Origin of the sequence: Novosphingobium barchaimii LL02 (genome assembly GCF_001046635.1) — a bacterium.
Taxonomy (GTDB): Bacteria; Pseudomonadota; Alphaproteobacteria; order Sphingomonadales; family Sphingomonadaceae; genus Novosphingobium; species Novosphingobium barchaimii.
On the sequence record NZ_KQ130452.1, the window covers coordinates 201354 to 221432 of the forward strand.

The 20079-nt window shown below is 65.0% G+C and carries 21 protein-coding genes and 1 tRNA gene; 12 read left to right on the top strand and 10 right to left on the bottom strand.

Annotated elements, in window-relative coordinates:
* Positions 1–55 precede the first annotated feature (55 nt).
* Positions 56–991: an isopenicillin N synthase family dioxygenase gene (locus V474_RS01005; RefSeq protein ID WP_059149718.1), complete on the bottom strand. Its 936-nt coding sequence runs from the start codon at positions 989–991 to the stop codon at positions 56–58.
* 79 nt (positions 992–1070) lie between these two features.
* On the opposite strand from V474_RS01005, the gene V474_RS01010 reads away from it, so the two are divergent.
* The 3 genes from V474_RS01010 to V474_RS01020 all read left to right on the top strand — a co-directional run bounded on the left by V474_RS01010 (position 1071) and on the right by V474_RS01020 (position 2178).
* On the top strand, positions 1071–1484 hold the full coding sequence (locus tag V474_RS01010; protein WP_059149719.1) for an EVE domain-containing protein: 414 nt from the start codon (positions 1071–1073) through the stop codon (positions 1482–1484).
* Positions 1485–1604: 120 nt separating this feature from the next.
* Positions 1605–1787 (top strand): CsbD family protein, encoded by a 183-nt coding sequence (locus V474_RS01015; RefSeq protein ID WP_059149720.1) that lies wholly within the window; start codon positions 1605–1607, stop codon positions 1785–1787.
* Between the two features lie 172 nt (positions 1788–1959).
* Entirely contained in the window at positions 1960–2178 is a 219-nt protein-coding gene (locus V474_RS01020) for a hypothetical protein (RefSeq protein ID WP_236710485.1), read from the top strand.
* A gap of 39 nt (positions 2179–2217) precedes the next feature.
* Here the strand turns inward: V474_RS01020 and V474_RS01025 are convergent, their stop codons facing one another.
* Positions 2218–3531 (bottom strand): MFS transporter, encoded by a 1314-nt coding sequence (locus V474_RS01025; RefSeq protein ID WP_059149722.1) that lies wholly within the window; start codon positions 3529–3531, stop codon positions 2218–2220.
* 133 nt (positions 3532–3664) lie between these two features.
* Here V474_RS01025 and pgsA point away from each other — a divergent pair, with 133 nt between their 5' ends.
* A complete protein-coding gene (pgsA, locus tag V474_RS01030; RefSeq protein ID WP_059150709.1) occupies positions 3665–4258 on the top strand; it encodes a CDP-diacylglycerol--glycerol-3-phosphate 3-phosphatidyltransferase in 594 nt (197 codons plus the stop codon).
* A gap of 146 nt (positions 4259–4404) precedes the next feature.
* Positions 4405–5577, top strand: a complete 1173-nt coding sequence (locus tag V474_RS01035) for an MFS transporter (protein ID WP_407938307.1) — start codon at positions 4405–4407, stop codon at positions 5575–5577.
* 66 nt (positions 5578–5643) lie between these two features.
* Here V474_RS01035 and V474_RS01040 read toward each other — a convergent pair whose 3' ends face one another.
* From V474_RS01040 to V474_RS01050, 3 genes are all read right to left on the bottom strand, one after another.
* On the bottom strand, positions 5644–6540 hold the full coding sequence (locus V474_RS01040; RefSeq protein WP_059149724.1) for a hydrogen peroxide-inducible genes activator: 897 nt from the start codon (positions 6538–6540) through the stop codon (positions 5644–5646).
* A gap of 334 nt (positions 6541–6874) precedes the next feature.
* Complete coding sequence (rnd, locus tag V474_RS01045; protein ID WP_059149725.1) at positions 6875–8134, bottom strand: ribonuclease D; 1260 nt, start codon at positions 8132–8134, stop codon at positions 6875–6877.
* A 66-nt stretch (positions 8135–8200) separates the two neighbouring features.
* Positions 8201–8545, bottom strand: a complete 345-nt coding sequence (locus V474_RS01050) for a hypothetical protein (RefSeq protein WP_059149726.1) — start codon at positions 8543–8545, stop codon at positions 8201–8203.
* Between the two features lie 179 nt (positions 8546–8724).
* Between V474_RS01050 and aspS the strand changes: the two genes are divergently transcribed.
* The 5 genes from aspS to mltG all read left to right on the top strand — a co-directional run bounded on the left by aspS (position 8725) and on the right by mltG (position 13813).
* A complete protein-coding gene (aspS, locus tag V474_RS01055) occupies positions 8725–10551 on the top strand; it encodes an aspartate--tRNA ligase (RefSeq protein ID WP_059149727.1) in 1827 nt (608 codons plus the stop codon).
* Between the two features lie 68 nt (positions 10552–10619).
* Positions 10620–11036, top strand: a complete 417-nt coding sequence (locus V474_RS01060; protein WP_059149728.1) for a VOC family protein — start codon at positions 10620–10622, stop codon at positions 11034–11036.
* 86 nt (positions 11037–11122) lie between these two features.
* On the top strand, positions 11123–11359 hold the full coding sequence (locus V474_RS01065) for an acyl carrier protein (protein ID WP_007679564.1): 237 nt from the start codon (positions 11123–11125) through the stop codon (positions 11357–11359).
* 208 nt (positions 11360–11567) lie between these two features.
* Positions 11568–12833, top strand: a complete 1266-nt coding sequence (gene fabF, locus V474_RS01070) for a beta-ketoacyl-ACP synthase II (RefSeq protein WP_043976187.1) — start codon at positions 11568–11570, stop codon at positions 12831–12833.
* Between the two features lie 5 nt (positions 12834–12838).
* On the top strand, positions 12839–13813 hold the full coding sequence (gene mltG / locus V474_RS01075; RefSeq protein WP_059149729.1) for an endolytic transglycosylase MltG: 975 nt from the start codon (positions 12839–12841) through the stop codon (positions 13811–13813).
* 4 nt (positions 13814–13817) lie between these two features.
* Here mltG and V474_RS01080 read toward each other — a convergent pair whose 3' ends face one another.
* Positions 13818–14228 carry a hypothetical protein gene (locus V474_RS01080; RefSeq protein WP_059149730.1) on the bottom strand — a complete coding sequence of 137 codons (411 nt, stop codon included), beginning with the start codon at positions 14226–14228 and terminating at the stop codon, positions 13818–13820.
* Positions 14229–14315: 87 nt separating this feature from the next.
* On the opposite strand from V474_RS01080, the gene V474_RS01085 reads away from it, so the two are divergent.
* Together V474_RS01085 and V474_RS01090 are read left to right on the top strand one after the other, a co-directional pair.
* On the top strand, positions 14316–14864 hold the full coding sequence (locus V474_RS01085) for a 2'-5' RNA ligase family protein (RefSeq protein ID WP_059149731.1): 549 nt from the start codon (positions 14316–14318) through the stop codon (positions 14862–14864).
* Between the two features lie 108 nt (positions 14865–14972).
* Positions 14973–15049: transfer RNA gene (locus tag V474_RS01090), tRNA-Met, on the top strand.
* 70 nt (positions 15050–15119) lie between these two features.
* On the opposite strand, the gene V474_RS01095 is transcribed toward V474_RS01090, so the two are convergent.
* From V474_RS01095 to V474_RS01110, 4 genes are all read right to left on the bottom strand, one after another.
* A complete protein-coding gene (locus V474_RS01095; RefSeq protein WP_059149732.1) occupies positions 15120–15983 on the bottom strand; it encodes an ImmA/IrrE family metallo-endopeptidase in 864 nt (287 codons plus the stop codon).
* Between the two features lie 59 nt (positions 15984–16042).
* A complete protein-coding gene (locus V474_RS01100) occupies positions 16043–16504 on the bottom strand; it encodes a hypothetical protein (protein WP_148649247.1) in 462 nt (153 codons plus the stop codon).
* 7 nt (positions 16505–16511) lie between these two features.
* A complete protein-coding gene (locus V474_RS01105) occupies positions 16512–18944 on the bottom strand; it encodes a DUF3772 domain-containing protein (RefSeq protein ID WP_059149734.1) in 2433 nt (810 codons plus the stop codon).
* Between the two features lie 115 nt (positions 18945–19059).
* The gene (locus V474_RS01110) at positions 19060–20058 is read right to left on the bottom strand and encodes a 2-hydroxyacid dehydrogenase (protein ID WP_059149735.1); all 999 of its coding nucleotides are present in this window, start codon (positions 20056–20058) and stop codon (positions 19060–19062) included.
* Positions 20059–20079 lie beyond the last annotated feature (21 nt).

The following is a 20079-nucleotide window of genomic DNA, read 5'->3' on the forward strand; positions in this document are numbered from 1 at the left end:
TTGGTTAAGATCAAGGCCGCCGCCTCGGATCAGGTCCGGTGCGGCGGCATTTGGGTCACATCTTCAGGCCGATCTCGCGCAGGCGCTCCTGGAGATAGTCGTCGGCGGTGATCGTCTCCGGGTAACGGTCAGGGTTCGATTCGCTGACGCATTCGGGCAGGGTGACGAAGGGGAAGTCGCTGCGCAGGTGCAGGAAGAAAGGCATCGAGTAGCGGGCGTGGCCGGCCCGCTCGCCCTCGGGATTGCGCACGCGGTGGGTGGTGGAGGGCAGGACGTGGTTGGTCAGTCGCTGCAGCATGTCGCCGATATTGACCACGATCGCGCCTTCGGGCGGGGCGATGGACAGCCAGCGCCCATCCTTGCCGAGCAGTTCGAGACCCGCTTCCTGCGCGCCGAGCAGCAGGGTGATTAGGTTGATGTCCTCATGCGCGCCGGCGCGGATGGCGCCGCCGGAACCCTCGCCCACGGGGGGATAGTGCAGCAGGCGCATGACCGAGTTGCCGTCGTCGATCGCGGGGTCGAACCAGTGCGCGTCGAGCCCCAGGTCGATGGCGATGGCCGAGAGAACCTTGGCGCCGGCCTCATCGAACTGGGCGTAGAGCTGCGTGAACGTCTCGCGGAAACCGGGGATCTCGGTGGGCCAGACATTGGGCGGCATCGAGGCGGCGAGGGGCGAGTTCGCTGGCACATCGCGGCCGACGTGCCAGAATTCCTTGAGGTCCTTCTCGCTGGCACCCTTGGCCACTTCGGTGCGGAACGGCGTGTAGCCGCGCGCGCCGCCCTGGCCTGGAATGAAGTACTTCTGCTTGGTTTCCACCGGCAGGGCGAAGAATTCCCCGGTCAGCTGCCAGGCGCGCTCGATCAGGGCAGGGTCGATGCCGTGGTCGCGGATCATCGCGAACCCGAAGGTGCGAAAGCTCTCACCGATGCGCGCGGGCAGGTCTGCCCGGTCTGCATCGAGGCTGAGGACGGGAATTTCGGCTAGGTCCATGGTAGTGCAATCCGTGATGAATCGATATGTCGCCCGCTTTAGTGGCTTGCGGGCTGGACATGAAATGGAAAGGTGAGCGATGGGCAAGAGTTACTGGCTGATGAAGTCTGAACCGGACGCATACGGCTGGGACGACCTCGTCGCCGAGGGCGAAGGCACCTGGGACGGCGTGCGCAACCATCGCGCCGCTGGCAACCTGCGCGCCATGCAGGTAGGGGACGAGGTGTTCTTCTATCACTCCAACATCGGCAAGGAAATCATCGGGATTGCCGAGGTCAGCAAGGCCGGAATCGCCGACCCGAGCGATCCGGAAGGCAAGTGGGCCGCAGTGAAGGTGAAACCGGTGCGCAAGCTGAAGCGCACGGTCACTCTCAAGCAGGCGAAGGCCGATCCGAAGCTGGCGGAGATGGAACTGGTGAAGTTCTCGCGCCTGTCGGTAATGGCGGTCACGCCCGAGGAATGGGACCACGTACTGTCGCTGGCAGGCGGCTGATTCATGCCCCGCGATCGGGCCTGATGCGGTGGACCGATGCAACCTTTGGCGATCCCGATGCGTTGATCTCACTGAAGACGGCGGATCGTTCCGCTGCCGCAAAATCAAGGACATAAGGCCATGGGTAAGCTCACGGACACCGCCAAGGGTCTCGCCAACGAAGTCGCAGGTAACGCCAAGCAGGCTCTCGGCGATGCGCGTAACGATCCGGCTCAGAAGGCCGAAGGCGTCGCCCAGGAAAAGAAGGGCGAACTGCAGCAGGCTTCCGGCAAGGTGAAGGGCGCCCTCGGCGACAGCATCTGACCGCACGCACCATCATTTAATCGGACAAGGGCTGCCTTCGGGTGGCCCTTTTTCGTTGGTGTTCCAGCGCTTGATGGAGAAGATTTAAGGGGGGCGTCCCGTTTCGGGAAGCAGCGGCCGGCGCACTTTACGGAATAGTAAACAAATCGTTAAGACGTGCATTATGCGAAGCATGACACGTCGCGCACTAGTCCTCACGCAGGAGTCGGCCGGACACTGGTTCCGTCGCTCGCTGCCGCCCCACGTCTTCAGCGATCCGCTTCCGGCGGACGTGGAGGCAGGGGAAAATCTGGAAGCCGCCCGCCGCTGGCGGCTAAGCGGCGGCGACTGGAAGGGCTTCATGGCCACTTACTGCGCCAGCTTCGTCGCCATCACCGTGTTTATCGCCTGACGCGCCGGTTCTTCCCCCGGCGGGGGGAAGCAACAATCATCAGGCGGCCAGCGCGGCCTTTTCCGCGCGGAAAAGCAGGTGGCCCAGCCAGGCCGACGCACCGCAGCCCAGCGCCACGATCAGCAGCTGCTGCGCGACGGCGACACCCATCAGCGTCATTACGCCGGTGGCCAGTGAGCCCACCACCATCGCGCCCGAGTTGACGATGTTGTTCGCCGCGATCGTCCGCGCCGTTTGCGACTTTTCGACGAAGGTGGTGAGGAAGGCGTAAAGCGGCACGACGAACATGCCGCCGCAAATCGCGATACCCAGCAGCGTCAGCATCAGCGGTGCGGCCAGCGGCTGGATCACGAAAGTCGAGACGTCCATCATCACGTCCGGCCCGGTGTGGGGCGGCCAGATGCGGCACACCTGCTGGAAGGCGATCAGGAACACACCCATGCCGATCACCGAAATCGGAGACCAGCGTGCCGAGACGGTGCCTTTGAGCAGCGCGTTGATGGCCACCGAGCCGATCGCCACGCCGACCGAGAAGATCACCAGGAACAGGCTCGCCACTTCCTTGCTGGCGCGCAGCATGTTCTTGGCGAGCGGCGGGAACTGGATGAACAGCACGGTGCCGATCGCCCAGAAGAAGCTGATCGCGCAGATCGCCAGGAACACCCGGCGGTCCTTCATCGTCGTGCGCACCAGGTTGATGGAGGCGCGCACGAAGTGATAGTCGAGCGGCTCGGGCTCGCACAGCGGCGGGGCGGGGGGAACTTGCCGGCCGGCGAAAAAGCCGATGCAGGCGACCACGATGACCCCGATCGCGGCATGTTCCACATTGATCCAGCCCGCCACGATGGTGCCGGCCAGCACGGCGATGTAGGTTCCTGCCTCTACCAGTCCGGTGCCCGAAAGGACTTCGCCGTCGCGCAGGTGCTGGGGCAGGATCGCATACTTGATCGGGCCGAAGAAGGTCGAATGCACCCCCATCGCGAACAGCGCCACCAGCATCAGCGGCATCGCCACGCTGTCCAGCGAGGCACCTTGCCACGCCAGCGCCAGCCCGGCGCCGCCGATCAGCATGATGACGATCTCGCAGCCCTTGATGATGCGGATCAGCTTCGCCTTATCGCGCATGTCGGCCAGTTGCCCGGCGAGCGCGGAGAGCAGGAAGAAGGGGAGAATGAAGATCGCCGAGGCCATCGCACTGAAGCGGGCCTCCTGCGCTTCGGAGTGATACACCTCGTATACCACGAAGAGAATCATCGCATTCTTGAACAGATTGTCGTTGAACGCGCCGAGCAGCTGGGTGACGAAAAGGGGGAGGAAACGTCGGGCCCGGATGAGTTGGGTCGTCGTGGTCATGATCGAAACGTGCCGCCGGCGTTTGAAACTCTGGAAATTCTGGTCGCCGCGACACTTAATGCGGTGGGGCGGGGGCACAACCCCCGTTGAGCACTTTATTCCCGTCGCCATTGCGGGCTATGGCGGTGTCACCATGCTGACGCTGCCGAACATCCTCACCCTTTCGCGTATCTTCGCGGTGCCGCTGCTGGCGTTCCTGCTGTGGTGGCCCAAGTGGGAGTTCGGCTACGGCCTAGCCTTCGGGCTCTACTGCCTGATGGGCATCACCGATTATTTCGACGGTTATCTTGCCCGTTCGAGCGGGACGGTCTCGAAGCTGGGCGTGTTCCTCGATCCCATTGCCGACAAGATCATGATCGCGGCGGTGATCCTTGTGCTCACCGCGCAAGGCATCCTGCGCGGCCCCTACGTGGGCGATGCGCATGTGATCGCGGGCCTGGTGATCCTGATCCGCGAGATTGCCGTCTCCGGCCTGCGCGAGTTCCTCGGGGGTCTGCAGGTGTCGGTGCCGGTCAGCCGCCTCGCCAAGTGGAAGACGACGTTCCAGTTCATCTCGCTGGGCGCGCTGATCCTGGGCGTGGCGATGCCGTGGTGGAACCTGTGGGTGGGCGGGCTGGAGATCAATGTGCCGCATACCGTCGGCCTCACCACGCTGTGGGCCGCAGCGGTGCTGACGCTGGTGACGGGCTGGGACTATATGCGCGCCGGCCTCAAGTACATGGACTGATGGTGCGCATTCGTGTTGCGCAATTGTAAACAGCCGGTGCGATCCTCGCGCTTGGCTGCTACGGCATCGCCCCTAGATCGCAGGTTCGGCAGGGTAGGGCCTGCGCCAAGGAGCCTGTCATCACCGCCACCACACCTGCCATGACCATGGCGACGCCAGCCGCGCCTGCCAGCCCGTTGGGCAAGCCGGTGATCTTTGCGCTGGCTGCCGCGGCCGGGCTGACTGTCGCCAACATCTACTACAACCAGCCGATGATCGGGCTGATGGAGCGCGAGGTTTCGGGCGCCGCGATCACGTATGTCCCGACCGCGACGCAGCTGGGCTATGCCGTGGGCCTTATCGCTCTGGTGCCGCTGGGCGACCTTGTGGAGCGCAAGCGGCTCATTGTCATGCAGTGCCTGGCGCTGACCGTCGCGCTGGCGCTGGTCGCCATCGCTCCCAGTGCAGGACTGATACTGGCGGCTTCTCTGGGTGTGGGCCTGCTCGCCTCGGTCGCGCAGCAGATCGTTCCGTTCGCCGCCAATCTCGCGCCTGACAAGCGGCGCGGTGCGGTGGTTGGCACGGTCATGGCCGGACTGCTCTGCGGTATCCTGCTGAGCCGGACCCTTGCGGGATTCGTTGCCGGGGTTTTCGGCTGGCGCGAGATGTTCTGGCTGGCGGTCCCGCTGTGCCTGCTTACGGCCGGGCTGATGGCACTGATGCTGCCGCGCAGCCGTCCGCAGGACACCGGCATGACCTATGGCGGGCTGCTGGCTTCGTTATGGGCGCTATGGCGCGAGTTTCCAGCGCTGCGACTGGCAGCGTATACCCAGTGCACGCAGTTTGGCGTGTTCAGCGTATTCTGGACGATCCTGGCGCTGCGGCTGCAGGAACCGCGCTTCGGCATGGGCCCGGAAGCGGCGGGTCTGTTCGGCGTACTGGGAGCAGCGGGCGTTCTGGCCGCGCCCATCGCTGGGCGAATCGCCGACAGGCGCGGACCTGGCCGTGTGATCGTCATGGCCAGCGCGTTGACGCTGGTATCGTGGCTGGTCTTCGGGCTGTGGCAGTCGGTCGCGGGATTGGTGGTGGGCGTGCTGCTGATGGACTTCGCGGTGCAGGCCAGCCAGGTCTCGAACCAAAGCATCATTTATGCTCTGCGCCCCGAAGCCCGATCGCGCATCAACACGGTCTACATGGCGATGATGTTCCTGGCCGGTGCCGCCAGTTCGGGGGCGGCAACGGCAGTCTGGCATGGCTGGGGCTGGAGCGGCGTATCGGTGCTGGGCACCGCCATCGCAGCGGTTGGCCTTGCGTTGCAGGGGCTGCGGCGCAAGGGTTAAAGCCCGCCGGGCGCCTGAACATTTTTCAAGGCGCGATACGTCAGCATCCGGACGCCTCGGCGTCAGTCATCCCGCGCGCAGTTCGTCCGCCAGTAGCCGGAATTCGTCGGAACGCGGCGAATTCTTGCGCCAAACCAACGCGATCTCGCGGTTGGCATTGGGCGAATTGAGCGGCCGGGCGACGACGTTGGTGCCGTTGAGAATGCCAGCATCCAGCGCCATTTCCGGCAGCATCGTCAGCCCCAGCCCATTATCGACCATCTGCACCAGCGTGTGCAGGCTGGTGCCGATCATCGTCGCGCTGGCGCGCAGTTCCGGCCGGTTGCAGGCGGCGAGCGCGTGATCCTTGAGGCAGTGCCCGTCCTCCAGCAACAGCAGGCGGTGCTCGTCGATGATGTCGGCGCTGACTTCGGCGGGGGGCATGCGCGGATCGTCGCCGGGGAAGGCGACGAAGAACGCGTCCAGCTCGATCGTTTCCTTCTCCACCTCGCCGGCGGGATAGGGCAGGGCGAGCAACACGCAGTCGGCTCGGCCGTGGTGAAGCGATTCGACCGCCGCAGCGCTGGGTTCCTCGCGCAGGAACAGCTTGAGGTTTGGGCGCTCGCGCCGCAGGCGCGGCAACATGCGCGGCAGCAGGAACGGGGCGATCGTGGGAATCACGCTCATCCGCAATTCGCCCGAGAGCGGCTTGCCGCTGGACTGGACGAGATCGGAGAGTTCTTCGGTTTCGCGCAGGATGCGATGTGCCTTGGCGACAACCGAATTGCCCAGTGGAGTAAAGCGAACTGCGCGCTTGGTGCGTTCCACCAAGGTCACGCCGAGGAGTGTTTCAAGATCACGCAGGCCAGCCGAAAGCGTCGATTGCGAGACGAAGCAGGCATCGGCGGCGCGGCCGAAATGGCCATGCTCGTGAAGGGAGACGAGGTACTGGAGCTGCTTGAGCGTGGGCTGATAGACGGTCACCCGCAGGCTATCGCATGAACCGCGCAGGGACGCCAACTGTTAGCGCGCCGACATTCCGTTACCGAACCCGAAATCCTGTAAAATCGGGGGGTGGTAGTCGCTCCGTATTGCCATCACTACCTGCGACCGCAGGGCGTGCTAACCCTCGGATATGGTAATTGTTTTTGGCATCCTGCGACGTTTGTTGCGCCCGCTTCGGCAACGGTCCTGCGCTCACGGCGAAGTGGAGTGCCTGCTCCGTTCGCCTTGCGTAAAGTGCTGGAGCGACAGTTACCCCTGAGGGAGGGGGCACCGCCATGGCGAAAGCGCTTTCACGCGGTCGCCATGGCGGGACTTAGTCTTCGCCGACCTGTTCTTCGTCGGCTTGCTCGTCACCGATCTGCTCCAGCGCGGTCTCTGCCTTTTCGGCAGCCGCCGCTTTTGCCGCGTCGTCGACGTGGGTCATCTTGAGCTTGCCGTTCTCCACCGCGAAGGCGAGCTTGCCCTCGACCAGGTCGAGCGCATCGCGGCCGAACACTTCGTAGCGCCAGCCCTCCAGCAGGCTGAGGTTCTTGCGCACGCCGGCGGCCAGCAGTTCCAGCTCATCGCTGCGGGCAAGCAGGCGCGAGGCGGCATCGATTTCCCGCGCGCGAATCTTCAGCAGCAGCTTGAGCAGGTCGGCGACCAGGGTGCCTTCCTTGCCCAGCGGCGCGCCGCGCGGGGCGCGGGCGGGCATTTCGTCGTCGGGCAGGGCTTCCGCCTTGGCGAGGACGTTCATCAGGCGGCGTCCGATATCGTTGTCCTTCCAGCCTTGCGACAGGCCGCGTACCTTGGCGAGGTCGCCCTGAGTCTTGGGCGGATGGCTGGCGATGTCGGCGATCGTTTCGTCGCGGGCGATGCGGCCGCGCGGGATGTTCTTGCCCTGGGCTTCCATCTCGCGCCACTCGGAGATGGCTTTCAGGCGGCCGAGAACCTGCGGGTTGCGGCCCGGCGCCTTGATTCGCTTCCAGGCCTGGGCCGGGTCGTTGCGGTAATGCTCGGGGTCGGCCAGCTTTTCCATTTCCTGGTCCAGCCACTCGCCCCGGCCCGTCTTGATCAGGCGCTTGAGCATCTTGGGGAAGATCTTGGAAAGGTGCGTTACGTCGCCGATGGCATATTCAATCTGGCGATCGGTCAGCGGGCGGCGCGACCAGTCGGTGAAGCGGGCGCCCTTGTCGATCGTCAGGCCCTGCCACGATTCGACGAGGTTGGAGTAGCCGATCTGCTCCGACTGGCTGATCGCCATCATCGCGATCTGGGTGTCGAAGATCGGGTGCGGCGTGCGCCCCGTGAAGTTGAACACGATCTCGACGTCCTGGCCGCCCGCGTGGAAGACCTTGAGGACGTCCTCATTGTCGGTCAGCAGGTCCCACAAGGGCTTCAGATCGAGGTCGGGAGCGAGCGGATCGACCGCCGCCGCTTCCTCGGTATTGGCGATCTGTACGAGGCACAGCTCCGGCCAATAGGTGTTTTCGCGCATAAACTCGGTGTCGACGGCCACGAAATCGGATTTCGCGAGGCGCGCGCACAAATCGGCGAGTTCTTCGGTTTTCGTTATCAGCGGGTGAATTTTCATTGAACAGGGGCGTTACGCCTAACGTGGCATGGGATCAACGCCCTGTGTTGCGGTTTTGTCGTATGTTTATTTCCGGCCCGGCAGAAGCGCGCATATACGCTGCAGCAGCGAGGGCTTTTCGTGGGCCGACAGCGCGGCGATGCTTTCGGCGGTGACGAGGCGGCGGCGCAGCTGCGATCCGGTGGTGTGGATGCCGGGCGGGGGCAGGTGCCAGGCCTCCACCTCGCCGTCGGACGGGGCTTCGGGCTCGGCAAGCCGGCGCAGTTCGAGAACCCCGGCGGAAGGCTGCTGCGGCTCGGCGGGGGCGGAGATGGGGGCATCGGCCCATTGCGGGAACGCGGGCAGCTCTAGGCTTCCGCCCTGAGAGAGGGCGGTTTGCGGGAGAACTTCGTCCAGCTTGTGTGCCAGCATGTCTTGTCCTGCTTGTCTTGTGCGACCCCTTGTCCGGTCAGTTTAGAGGCCAATGGTTTATTTCGTGTTACCGCCGCGCAGATTGCCCACCGCGCGAAAACCTAGTCTGGAAATCGCCCGCTCACTCGACTAGGGCCGCGCTGATCTGATTTCGACCATTTGAAGAGCACGAACCCGCCATGACCCATCCCTATCGCTCTCACACCTGCGGCGCCCTGGGCGCGGCCGAGGTTGGCCAGACCGTCCGCCTTTCGGGCTGGGTACACCGCAAGCGCGACCATGGCGGCGTTCTGTTCGTCGATCTGCGCGACCACTACGGCCTCACCCAGGTCGTCACCGACAGCGACAGCCCCGCGCTGGCCGTGCTCGATTCGCTGCGCGCGGAAAGCGTCGTGACCATCGAGGGTACCGTGAAGGCCCGCAGCGCCGGCACCGTGAACCCCAGCCTCGCCACGGGCGAGATCGAGGTCTATGCCCGCTCCGCCACGGTCATCAGCCGCGCCGAGGAACTGCCGATGCCGGTGGCCGGCGAGCAGGAATATCCTGAGGACATCCGCCTCAAGTACCGCTTCCTCGACCTGCGCCGCGAGACGCTGCACGCCAACATCGTCAAGCGCACCAAGGTCATTTCTGACATGCGCCGCCGTATGGAAGGCATTGGTTTCACAGAATATTCCACGCCGATCCTGACCGCGTCGAGCCCGGAAGGCGCGCGTGACTTCCTGGTTCCCAGCCGCATCCATCCGGGCAAGTTCTATGCGCTGCCGCAGGCGCCGCAGCAGTACAAGCAGCTGCTGATGGTCGCCGGTTTCGACCGCTATTTCCAGATCGCGCCGTGCTTCCGCGACGAAGATCCGCGCGCGGACCGTCTGCCGGGCGAATTCTACCAGCTCGACTTGGAGATGAGCTTCGTCACCCAGGAAGAGATCTGGGAGACCATGGAGCCGGTGCTGCAGGGCATCTTCGCCGGTTTCGCCGAGGGCAAGCCGGTCACCCCCTCGGGTGAATTCCGCCGCATTCCGCACGCGCAGTCGATGCTGGACTACGGTTCGGACAAGCCCGACCTGCGCAACCCGCTGCTGATCAAGGACGTGACCGAGCACTTCGTCGACTCGGGCTTCGGCATCTTCGCCGGCATCGTGGCGGGCGGCGGCGTTATCCGCGCAATCCCGGCTCCGGGCGCAGGCGCTGGCAGCCGCAAGTTCTTCGACGAGATGAACAACTGGGCGCGCAGCGAAGGCTTCTCGGGCCTTGGCTACATCAACATCAAGGACGGCGTCCCGGGCGGCCCGATCGCCAAGAATCACGGCGAGGAAAAGACCGCCGCGCTGATCGAAGCGCTGGGCCTTGGCCCCAACGACGGCGTGTTCTTCGCCGCCGGCAAGGAAGAGCAGGCCGCCAAGCTGGCCGGCCTTGCCCGTACCCGCACCGGCGAGCAGCTCGACCTGATCGACAAGGACCGCTTCGAGCTGTGCTGGATCGTCGATTTCCCGTTCTACGAATGGGACGAGGACAACAAGAAGGTCGATTTCGCGCACAACCCGTTCTCGATGCCGCAAGGCGGCATGGAAGCGCTGGAGAACCAGGACCCGCTCACCATCAAGGCGTTCCAGTACGATCTGGTCTGCAACGGCTTCGAGATCGCTTCGGGTTCGATTCGCAACCAGTCGCCCGAACTGATGGTCAAGGCGTTCGAGATGACCGGCCTCACCAAGGCCGACGTGGAAGAGCGCTTCGGCGGCCTCTACCGCGCGTTCCAGTACGGCGCCCCGCCTCACGGCGGCATGGCGGCGGGCGTGGACCGCATCGTGATGCTGCTGTGCGGCGCGCAGAACCTGCGCGAGATCTCGCTGTTCCCGATGAACCAGCGCGCCGAAGACCTGCTCATGGGCGCGCCGTCGCCCGCCGAGCACAAGCAGCTGCGTGACCTGCACATGCGCGTGGTGGAGCCGGTGAAGCAGGCCGCTCCAGCGGCTGGCAACGTGGTCGCCCCAAGCGCGGGCTGATCCAGCAGGGGCGGTTTCCTCTCCCGGCGGGGGAGGAACCGCGCTGCGCGCCCCGGCGTTGCTTCCCCATGCAGCACATTTCCCTCATCACCCTGGGCGTCACCGACGTGCCCCGCGCCAAGGCCTTCTATCGCGAGGGATTCGGCTGGGAGCCGGTGTTCGAGCAGGACGAGGTCGCCTTTTTCCAGATGAACGGATTCGTTTTCGGCCTGTGGGACAAGGCCCAGCTCGAAGCGGACATGGAACGCCCCTGCGCGCCGGCGGGCAGTTTCGCGCTGGCCCACAACCTTGAAAGCGCAGAAGCGGTCGACGCAAGGCTGGCACGGCTCGTCGGGGCGGGCGCCACGCTGCTGCGGGCTGCGGGTGCCCCGGCGCATGGCGGTTATCGTGGATATGTCGCCGATCCCGATGGCAATGCATGGGAAATCGCTTGGAATCCTGCATGGACCGTGGATAACGCAGGTCATGTGGCCTTCGGGGTTTAACCCAAGCCCCTTGCCAGCGCGCCGCCCAGTGATTAGGGCGGCTGTCGAATTACCAATCCTCCGAATTTTTGAAGGGGTCTATACACATGAGCGATACCGCCGATCGGGTTAAGAAGATCGTCGTCGAGCATCTGGGCGTTGAAGCCGAGAAGGTCACCGAAGACGCAAGCTTCATCGATGATCTGGGCGCAGACTCGCTCGACATCGTCGAGCTGGTCATGGCCTTCGAAGAAGAATTCGGCGTCGAAATCCCCGACGATGCAGCCGAAAAGATCAGCACCGTCTCCGATGCCATCAAGTACATCGAAGAGAACAAGGGCTGATTCAGGCTTCCGCGCTGACCCTTCGGCCGTTCTTTCGGGCGAATGGGGAAGGGCGCACACCCGGATTGAAATCGACAGGCTCGACCTCTAAGGGGGCGGGCCTGTCGCCGTTTCGGGCAACTATTCTGTTTCAGGCAGCCGCAGTCTCGGACATTCGCAAATTTTCGAATGATCGCAGATTTCGGGCAATCGCATGTCGGAGAGCATAATGCGTCGCGTCGTCGTAACCGGACTTGGTCTTGTCACCCCGTTGGGGGCTGATGTCGAAACGACCTGGGCCAACATCCTTGCCGGAAAGTCCGGCGCCGGGCCGATCACGAAGTTCGATGCCTCGGACCAGAAGTGCCGCATCGCCGCAGAGGTGAAGCCGGCCGATCACGAATATGGTTTCGATGCCAACAAGCGCGTCGACCACAAGGTTCAGCGCCAGGTTGATCCCTTCATCGTCTTCGGCATTGATGCCGCGGGCCAGGCGATCGAAGACGCCGGTCTGACCGAGATGGACGAGGAAACCCGCTACATGGCCGGTTGCTCGATCGGTTCGGGTATCGGCGGCCTGCCGGGCATCGAAAGCGAATCGCTGGTTCTCGCCGCCAAGGGCCCGAGCCGCGTTTCGCCGCACTTCGTCCATGGGCGCCTCATCAATCTGATCTCGGGTCAGGTTTCGATCAAGTACGGCCTGATGGGCCCGAACCACGCCGTCGTCACCGCCTGCTCGACCGGCGCCCACTCGATCGGCGACGCTGCGCGCATGATCAAGGACGGCGACGCCGACATCATGCTGGCCGGCGGCGCCGAAAGCACCATCTGCCCTATCGGCATCGCCGGTTTCGCACAGGCACGCGCCCTCTCGACCTCGTTCAACGACGAGCCCGAGAAGGCCAGCCGTCCCTACGACAAGGACCGCGACGGCTTCCTGATGGGCGAGGGCGCAGGCGTCGTCGTGCTTGAGGAATACGAGCACGCCAAGGCGCGCGGTGCGAAGATCTACGCCGAAGTCATCGGCTACGGTCTGTCGGGCGATGCCCACCATGTCACCGCGCCGCACCCGGAAGGTTCGGGCGCGTTCCGCTCGATGGCGATGGCACTGCGCAAGGCGGGCCTTGAGCCCAAGGACATCGACTACATCAACGCTCACGGCACCTCGACCCCGCTGGGTGACGAGCTGGAACTGGGCGCGGTGCGCCGCCTGTTCGGCGACGCCATCGACAATGTCTCGATGAGCTCGACCAAGTCCGCGATCGGCCACCTGCTGGGCGGCGCCGGCGCTGTCGAGGCGATCTTCTGCATCCTGGCGATGCGCGACCAGATCGTCCCCCCGACGCTGAACCTCGACAACCCCAGCGAAAGCTGCGTGGGCGTCGACCTGGTGCCGCATGTCGCCAAGAAGCGTGAAGTGCGCGCCGTGCTCAACAACAGCTTCGGCTTTGGCGGCACCAATGCCAGCCTCGTGCTGCGCCGGGTAGAAGACTGACACCCATGATGTCCCGGCGTGGATGCGTTCTGGCAGGCGTCCTCGCCGTGGCTGTCATCGGGGCCTTGTGGAGCTTCCTTGGCGGCTGGTACGGTTCCGGCCCGCTGGCCAAGGACCAGCACTTTATCGTCCCCAATGGCGCCAGCCTGGGGACGATCGCGGACAGGCTTCAGGAAAAGGGCGTGATCCGCTCGGCGAGCGGGTTCACCCTGCGCGCGCGCGTTTTCGGCGGCGGCGGCGGGATCAAGGCGGGTGAGTTCGCCATTCCCGCCCACGCCAGCGCATCGCGGGTGCTGGCGATCATCTCCAGCGACGATTTCGTGCGCCGCCTCGTTACCGTGCCTGAGGGGATGCCCTCGATCATGGTCTACGAACGGCTCAAAGCGCAGACCGCGCTGACGGGCGATGTCGCCTCGCCTGCCGAAGGTTCGGTCCTGCCCGACAGCTATCCGATCGAAAGTGGTGAAACGCGCGAGGCGGTGCTGCGCCGGATGCAGGCGGCGATGAGCCGCACGGTCAAGGAACTGTGGGACAAGCGCGCGCCGAACCTCGTGGTCAAGACGCCGGAACAGGCGGTGATCCTGGCCTCCATCGTCGAGAAGGAAACCGGAAAGCCCTCGGAACGCCGCATGGTGGCGGGGCTTTATTCCAATCGCCTCAGGACCGGCATGCTGCTTCAGGCGGACCCGACGATCATCTACCCGATCACCAAGGGCAAGCGTCTGGGCCGCCGCATCCTCCAGTCGGAGATTCAGGCGGTAAACGACTACAACACTTATACGATGGTCGGCCTGCCCAAGCACCCCATCACCAACCCGGGCCGCGAATCGATCGCCGCCGTGTTGAACCCGGCCAAGACCGATGCGCTCTACATGGTCGCCGACGGCACCGGCGGCCACGCCTTCGCCGGCACGTTGGCCGAGCACAACAGCAACGTCGCCAAGTGGTTCGCGATACGCCGGCAGCGCGGCGAACTGTAAGGTTTCAGCGCAGCGTCCCGTCCGCAGCCTTGCGGCGGGCGTAGAGCAGTGAGCCCAGGCCGATCGCGAAGATCACCGCCGGGAAGATCGCGGCCGACCAGCCCTTGGCCGCGACCATGCCGAAGCCCAGGAAGCTCCAGCCGAACTGGACCACCACGCCGGCCAGCGAAAGCGCGAAGAATATCCATGCCGCCTTGCGCCGCGTGAGCATCAGTACCGCGCCCAGCGTACCGACCCATACCGCGACGGCATAAGCGCTCCATGCCCATACCGGCATGGAACGGAAGGCGTCGGCAGTGACCGGGTCCGATCTGGCGAGGACATCGAGGTCGGCGCTGGCGTGCATGACATAAGCGGCATCACCAAGCAGGTTCCAGGCCAGGATGGCTAGGGCGATGATCCAGAATGCGCGCATGACGTTCTCCCCGGCCCTGCAACTTCCCGCGATGAACTTTGCGCCGCACAGCGCATTCTGGCAATCGGGATCGATGGCGGAAGCATCATGAGCAACCCTGCACCCGATTGGATCGCGACCGGCCCCCGCAAGGCAGGGGCACCGCTGATCGTCACCGCCGAACTGCCGGACGACGTACTCGCCTGGACAGACGCCCTTCGCCGCGCGCACTACCCACCAGACCGCAATCGTCTGCGCGCCCATGTCACGTTGTTCCATGCCCTGCCGCCATCGGTGGAGGAGGAACTGATCGATGTGCTGCGCGCGCTCGCCAAAGCGCCCGCCCCGCCTGCCCGAATCGCCGGACTGATGAAACTGGGCACCGGCACCGCGCTTGCGGTGGAGAGCGCGGCGATGGTCCAGCTCCACGGCGCCATCGCAGAGCGCATGCACGGTCTGCTGACCCAGCAGGACGCCCAGCCGCTGCGCCTCCACGTGACGATCCAGAACAAGGTGACCACCCAGGCCGCCCGCGCGCTTCAGGCGGAATTGAGCGGGCAATTGCAGCCCGTTTCCTTCCGCTTCCGGGGCTTTGGGCTCTATGCATGGGAGGACGGATTGTGGCGCCCGATCCGTGTTGTCACCTTTCGTGGCTAAAGGTGATTTTTCGGTGTTGACCGATGCCAGTCACTTACCTAAAGGACGCGGCCTGCACCGCAGCAATGGTGCACCAGATCGAGCCATCCTACGGGGCGGCCTTGATGTGGCGGAGTAGCTCAGCTGGTTAGAGCAGCGGAATCATAATCCGCGTGTCGGGGGTTCGAGTCCCTCCTCCGCTACCACTTTTCAAGAACTTAACAGCATCGCCGAAAAGTGGTTGCGCCGAGATCTAGGCGATAGAGGCTTCAGGCCTCATCGACCGAACCTTGGCCTTTCATTCGCCTGCTTTTCGGCTTCCTCGTCCGCGCGGCGTTCCGCTGCGGCGTCCACGAACAGCATCACCAGTTGAAAGCCGTTCGCCTTGCGAAGCGTCTGGAACGCCAGCTTGGGCTGGCGGACGTCGCGGGCGATCGACAGCCACTCGCACGCATTGGCCGGGAGCCAGACAGTTGCTTCGTTCGCACCGGCGCCGCCGACCGCCCCTGGCGCCGGGTCCCCGGAACGGACCGAAAGAGCCGGGAAGGAGCGTGACGGCCTGACAAGCCGTATCGTGCCATCCTTGATGAACAAGAACGCGCATGTCGTCTGGGTGAGGTCGGCGTAGCGGCTGACCGCCGCTTCCAGCGTGACGCCGTAAGCGGCGGCAAGCGCGGGCAAGTGGCTGACGGTCGGCTTTCCGAGATCGGTTACGAACCGGGCGAATAACGGCTTGGGCATGAGTAGTCCGGCGGCAAAGCGGTTGGCTTGCATTTCTTCCTTGCGGTGCGGAGTGTCGCGCCGGTTCTCCGCCAGATCGCGGCCGGTGCATTGCCTGTCCCCGCGCTGCGACTTGATGAGGAAATGGCCGAGTTGATGCGCGATGGCAAAGCGGCGCCGCGGTGCCGACATGCCCGCCGCCACTGAAATGATGCCCTGTGACTTGGCGATATCGGCCATCAGGGTGCTCGTGGCGCCATCGGTTTCGAGATCGCGGAATTCCGCGATGCCCGCACTGCGCGCGATGGCTTCGACGTCTATCGGTGCAGCAAGCTGAGGATAATGCCTCAGGATAGCCGCAAGCATCGTCTCCGGAGACGCGCAATCGGCGAGGTCTTTCAGCAGGGCAGCATTTTTCATTCCCCGGCTCGTACCGCAAACGCGAAGAAAGCGCGACAATCGCGGCGCGCCTGACGCGCTTAGCTGCGCCTGGAATCCTGAAACTCCGGGAAAAGGGCTTCCACCGCTGCCCGCAGGTCTTCGGGGCCGGACAACAGGCCATGGTGGTCGAGTAAACCTTTCACCATCTGCGCCCTGTGCGGGCCGATGCCCGGAAGGGCTTCCAGACCCGGGAAATCCGGGTCGGCGATGCTCTGCGCCAGATCGCCCAGCGTCCGAAAGCCGGCGGCCTTCAAGGTCTGCCGCAGGCCGGACGGCAGGACGGACTGAGCGATCAGGAGATCGCGGTCGGTGGCATCCGGGTCCTTGGCGCGCAGCCTTGTGCGCGATGCCTTGGCCCGCTTCAAAGCGCGGCGGATGCGGCCAAGCTGGTTCCCGGTAAGGGCCAGCTTGCGGGCGATCTCCCGGTATGAAAGGCCGGCGGCGCGCATCTCCCGCGCCTCGTCCAGGTGGAGATTTGCCTGCTGGGCCTGGCTCAACATTGCGGCGTCAGGCGGCGGGCGGCCGCGGGGCTGTGTCCTTGCGGTCGCCGTCATCGATCCCGGCGCGGTCGCTGGAGAGCAGTTCCAGGCGCTGGGCTACCGTGCCGATGTCGATGCCTTCATCGCCGAAACGCCGCAGCAGGACCAGGAATACGTTGCTGCGGGCGCGATAGACATCGCGCGGAGATGCGACGTGGGCGAAGCAGTTGAACAGGATGCGGCCATCCGCGATCGAATCGACGAATGCCGCCGGGCCTGGGTCCTCCAGCACCGCCGGTTCGGCTGCGAAGGTCGCCAGGACAATGCCCAGCACCTTGTCCACTTCGGTTTCGAGAGGCACCGAGAACTGGATCTGGATGCGGCCGAGCGGGCTAGACAGGGTCTTGTTGAGCACGGTCTTGGTGATGAGTTCGGAATTGGGGACGATCAGCGTCGAATGGTCGGCCAGGGTGATCTCGGTGGAGCGCACGCTGATGCGTTTTACATCGCCCTCGTCAGTGCCCACGCGCACCCAGTCGCCGATCTTGATGGGACGCTCGGCCAACAGGATCAGGCCCGACACGAAGTTCTGGGTGATCGCCTGAAGGCCGAAACCAATGCCGACCGACAGCGCCGAGAGCAGCAGCGCGATCCGCTCCACGCCGATCCCCAGCGAGGCCAGTGCCCAGATGATCGCCAGCGCAATGCCGACATAGCGGGCGACCAGCCCGGCCGAGTTGCGCGCCGAACTGTCGAGGTCGGTGGCCGGAAGGTAGCGTTTTTCCAGCCAGCTCATGAAGGCGCGCACAAGCGCGAGGCCGACCGTCAGTACTACGACCGAGCGGATGATCGCACCGGGTGAGATCGCAACACCGCCGATCTCGATCCCTTGTGCGAAAGCGCCAAGCCTTCCGAAGAAGCTGCCGATACCGCCGCCGCCCCCGAACGGTGTCATCAACATGCCCAGAGCGACCAGCACCATGAAGATGCGCAGCGCGCCCGAGATCAGGACGCCGAACTGGTCCACCAGGCTGCCGCGCAGTCCTACGCTTCGGGTGAGGGCGATGCCTAGCGGGCTATGGCGACTGAACAGCGTGGTCGCCGCGTCGTCGGCGGTGCCCAGCAGCAGGTAGAGTGCCGCAGCCAATACCGCGATCCACACGATCAGCCGGGCAATGAACAGGCTGAGGCCAACATAGCCGCCGGCCAGCGCGACCAGGGCGGTAAGCACGAGCGCCCAGGCCACAAGGGTGAGCACGGCCAGCCCCGCGCTGGTGGAGGATCGGTCTGCGGCGTCGTCCTCGGCATTTTCCTGCGCCGCCGCGTCGGCGCGCAGCCGGCCAAGCAGGAGCAGGAAGGAGCCGATCCACAACAGATGTACCAGGGCCTCGGCCATCTGCCAGCCGGCGATCGCGGTCGGGCTGGCACCCACGGCCTGGTTGAAGGCTTCGAGAACTATGCAGGCGAACGCGATGCCCACGAGGATCAGGATCAGCGGATGAACGCGGCGCGCGGTCTCGTCGGCAATCGGGGCGATGCGCCATGAGGGTTGTTTGCGCATCAACACGGCGCCGGCAAGCGATGCGGTGAAGGCAGCAAACCCGCAGGCGTCGACGAAACCGTCGAGCAGGCCGTCCCAGCGCTTCGGGAACAGGCCGCCCCAGCGCAGCCCCTGCACCAGCACGAAGGCCGCCAGCAGCGGGGCCGCCGTACCGATGAACACGCGCCATAGCGCATAAAGCGAGCGGCGGATGCGATGGCCCGGCGCAGTCCCGATCAGGTAGCGCTGGCCGAGCTGCCGTCCGGCGACCCGTACCGGGAACATCAGTGCAAAAGCCAGGGCAGCGCCCAGCAGCGCCTGCCACGGCAGCCCGCCGCGCCATTGCTGGCCGATCTGCTCGACGCCTTGCGATACGAACAGGTTCACGCGGCGCATGTCGCGGGGGGTAGATGCCAGCAGGCCGCTCCAGAAGGCGGGCGAGAGCGGCGAATTTACGCGGGTGGACAGGGTTTCGTTGAGCTGTTCGGCCTGGCCGCGGTCCAGTTCCCCGATCAGCTGCTGTGCCTCGACATCGGCCAGCTTGCCGCGTTTCGCAGCGGCGTCGATTGCCGCCCGCGTTTTGGCCAGGCGCGCACGCTGCTGTTGGATCTCGGGCGCTTCGGCAACGTCTTGCGTGACCGGGCCGAGCTCGGCGACGCGCGCATCGAGGAGCGCGATCTGTTCCTCCAACTGGTCCGCGGCGGTGCGGGCGGCGGCTTGGGCGGCAAGGGATTTGGCGCGCAGGGCCGCCCGTTCATCGGTATCGACGCGGGCGTCGAGGGCGTGGTCTACATCGCGCAGGTCAACTTCCGCCTGCCTGATCTGGCTGGATTGTTCCGCCGTTGGCCCGACCTGAGCATGAGCGGCGGGGCCTCCTGCGAGCAGGAGAATGGCAAGGATGAGGCGGTTCAGGGCGCGCATTCGTGAAATCTCGAACTGGGGGAGTCGGTCCGCAGCGTGAGCCGCTCCGAGCGATTTGTGCAAGTGCGAAACGGCAGGGGTGCCGTGCCTTGCGGTAAATCCGCCGCGCGGCGGCTCATCCTTGCAGGCGGACCCCGTCGGCCAGTGGCTTGCCATCCAGGAAATCGCCGATGCTGCGCAGGGTCGTCGCAGCGATCGCGGTGAGGGCTTCCTCGGTCAGAAAGGCCTGATGCCCGGTCATCAACACGTTGGGAAAAGTGAGGAGGCGTTGCAGGACGTCGTCGTCGATAATCTCGCTCGACAGGTCGTCGAAGAAGATGCCGGCTTCCTGCTCGTATACATCCAGGGCGACGCCGCCGACCCGCTTGCGCTTGAGCGCCTCGATCAGGGCTACCGCATCGATCAGGGCGCCTCGGCTGGTGTTGACGATCACCACGCCGGAACGCGCGGCCGCCAATGCTGCGGCGTCGATAAGGTGGCGGGTGTCGGGGGTGAGCGGGCAGTGCAGCGTGATGATGTCGGCATCGCGCAGGAGCACCTCGCGCGGGACATAGCGTACGCCGATGTCGACCAGCGCCGGATTGATGACGGGATCGCTCGCCAGCACCTCGCAGCCGAAGCCCGCACGCAGCGCGCGGGCGACGAGCGCGCCGATCTGGCCGGTGCCGACGACGCCCACGGTCCGCCCGTGCAGGTTGCGTCCTACCAGTCCATCGAGCGCGAAGTTGTTGTCGCGCACACGCGACCAGGCGCGGTGGATCTTGCGGTCGAGCGAGAGCAGCAGGCCGATGGTGAACTCGGAGACGGCATGGGGTGAATAGGCAGGGACACGCACCACGGTGATGCCTTGTTCGCTCGCCGCCGCCAGGTCGACGTTGTTGTACCCGGCGCAGCGCAGCGCCACGATCCTGATGCCCAGCGCGGCGAGCTGTTCGATGACCGGCCGGTCGACCACATCGTTCACGAAGACACAGACCGCCTCGCAGCCCGCCGCCAGCTGCGCGGTGTCCCGGCCCAGCGGCACTTCGAGAAAGCGCATGTCGAAGCGGTCCTGCCCGGCGGCTGCCAGGAAGTGCCGGTCATAGGTCTTGGTGCCGTAGATCGCGATGTTCATGGGTCGCAGAGTAGATGCGGC

Coding starts and splice junctions, on each gene's coding strand:
- V474_RS01005 (WP_059149718.1), bottom strand. CDS start 991: ATGGACCTAGCCGAAATTCCCGTCCTCAGCCTCGATGCAGACCGGGCA.
- V474_RS01010 (WP_059149719.1), top strand. CDS start 1,071: ATGGGCAAGAGTTACTGGCTGATGAAGTCTGAACCGGACGCATACGGC.
- V474_RS01015 (WP_059149720.1), top strand. CDS start 1,605: ATGGGTAAGCTCACGGACACCGCCAAGGGTCTCGCCAACGAAGTCGCA.
- V474_RS01020 (WP_236710485.1), top strand. CDS start 1,960: ATGACACGTCGCGCACTAGTCCTCACGCAGGAGTCGGCCGGACACTGG.
- V474_RS01025 (WP_059149722.1), bottom strand. CDS start 3,531: ATGACCACGACGACCCAACTCATCCGGGCCCGACGTTTCCTCCCCCTT.
- pgsA (WP_059150709.1), top strand. CDS start 3,665: ATGCTGACGCTGCCGAACATCCTCACCCTTTCGCGTATCTTCGCGGTG.
- V474_RS01035 (WP_407938307.1), top strand. CDS start 4,405: ATGGCGACGCCAGCCGCGCCTGCCAGCCCGTTGGGCAAGCCGGTGATC.
- rnd (WP_059149725.1), bottom strand. CDS start 8,134: ATGAAAATTCACCCGCTGATAACGAAAACCGAAGAACTCGCCGATTTG.
- V474_RS01050 (WP_059149726.1), bottom strand. CDS start 8,545: ATGCTGGCACACAAGCTGGACGAAGTTCTCCCGCAAACCGCCCTCTCT.
- aspS (WP_059149727.1), top strand. CDS start 8,725: ATGACCCATCCCTATCGCTCTCACACCTGCGGCGCCCTGGGCGCGGCC.
- V474_RS01060 (WP_059149728.1), top strand. CDS start 10,620: ATGCAGCACATTTCCCTCATCACCCTGGGCGTCACCGACGTGCCCCGC.
- V474_RS01065 (WP_007679564.1), top strand. CDS start 11,123: ATGAGCGATACCGCCGATCGGGTTAAGAAGATCGTCGTCGAGCATCTG.
- fabF (WP_043976187.1), top strand. CDS start 11,568: ATGCGTCGCGTCGTCGTAACCGGACTTGGTCTTGTCACCCCGTTGGGG.
- mltG (WP_059149729.1), top strand. CDS start 12,839: ATGATGTCCCGGCGTGGATGCGTTCTGGCAGGCGTCCTCGCCGTGGCT.
- V474_RS01080 (WP_059149730.1), bottom strand. CDS start 14,228: ATGCGCGCATTCTGGATCATCGCCCTAGCCATCCTGGCCTGGAACCTG.
- V474_RS01085 (WP_059149731.1), top strand. CDS start 14,316: ATGAGCAACCCTGCACCCGATTGGATCGCGACCGGCCCCCGCAAGGCA.
- V474_RS01095 (WP_059149732.1), bottom strand. CDS start 15,983: ATGAAAAATGCTGCCCTGCTGAAAGACCTCGCCGATTGCGCGTCTCCG.
- V474_RS01100 (WP_148649247.1), bottom strand. CDS start 16,504: ATGTTGAGCCAGGCCCAGCAGGCAAATCTCCACCTGGACGAGGCGCGG.
- V474_RS01105 (WP_059149734.1), bottom strand. CDS start 18,944: ATGCGCGCCCTGAACCGCCTCATCCTTGCCATTCTCCTGCTCGCAGGA.
- V474_RS01110 (WP_059149735.1), bottom strand. CDS start 20,058: ATGAACATCGCGATCTACGGCACCAAGACCTATGACCGGCACTTCCTG.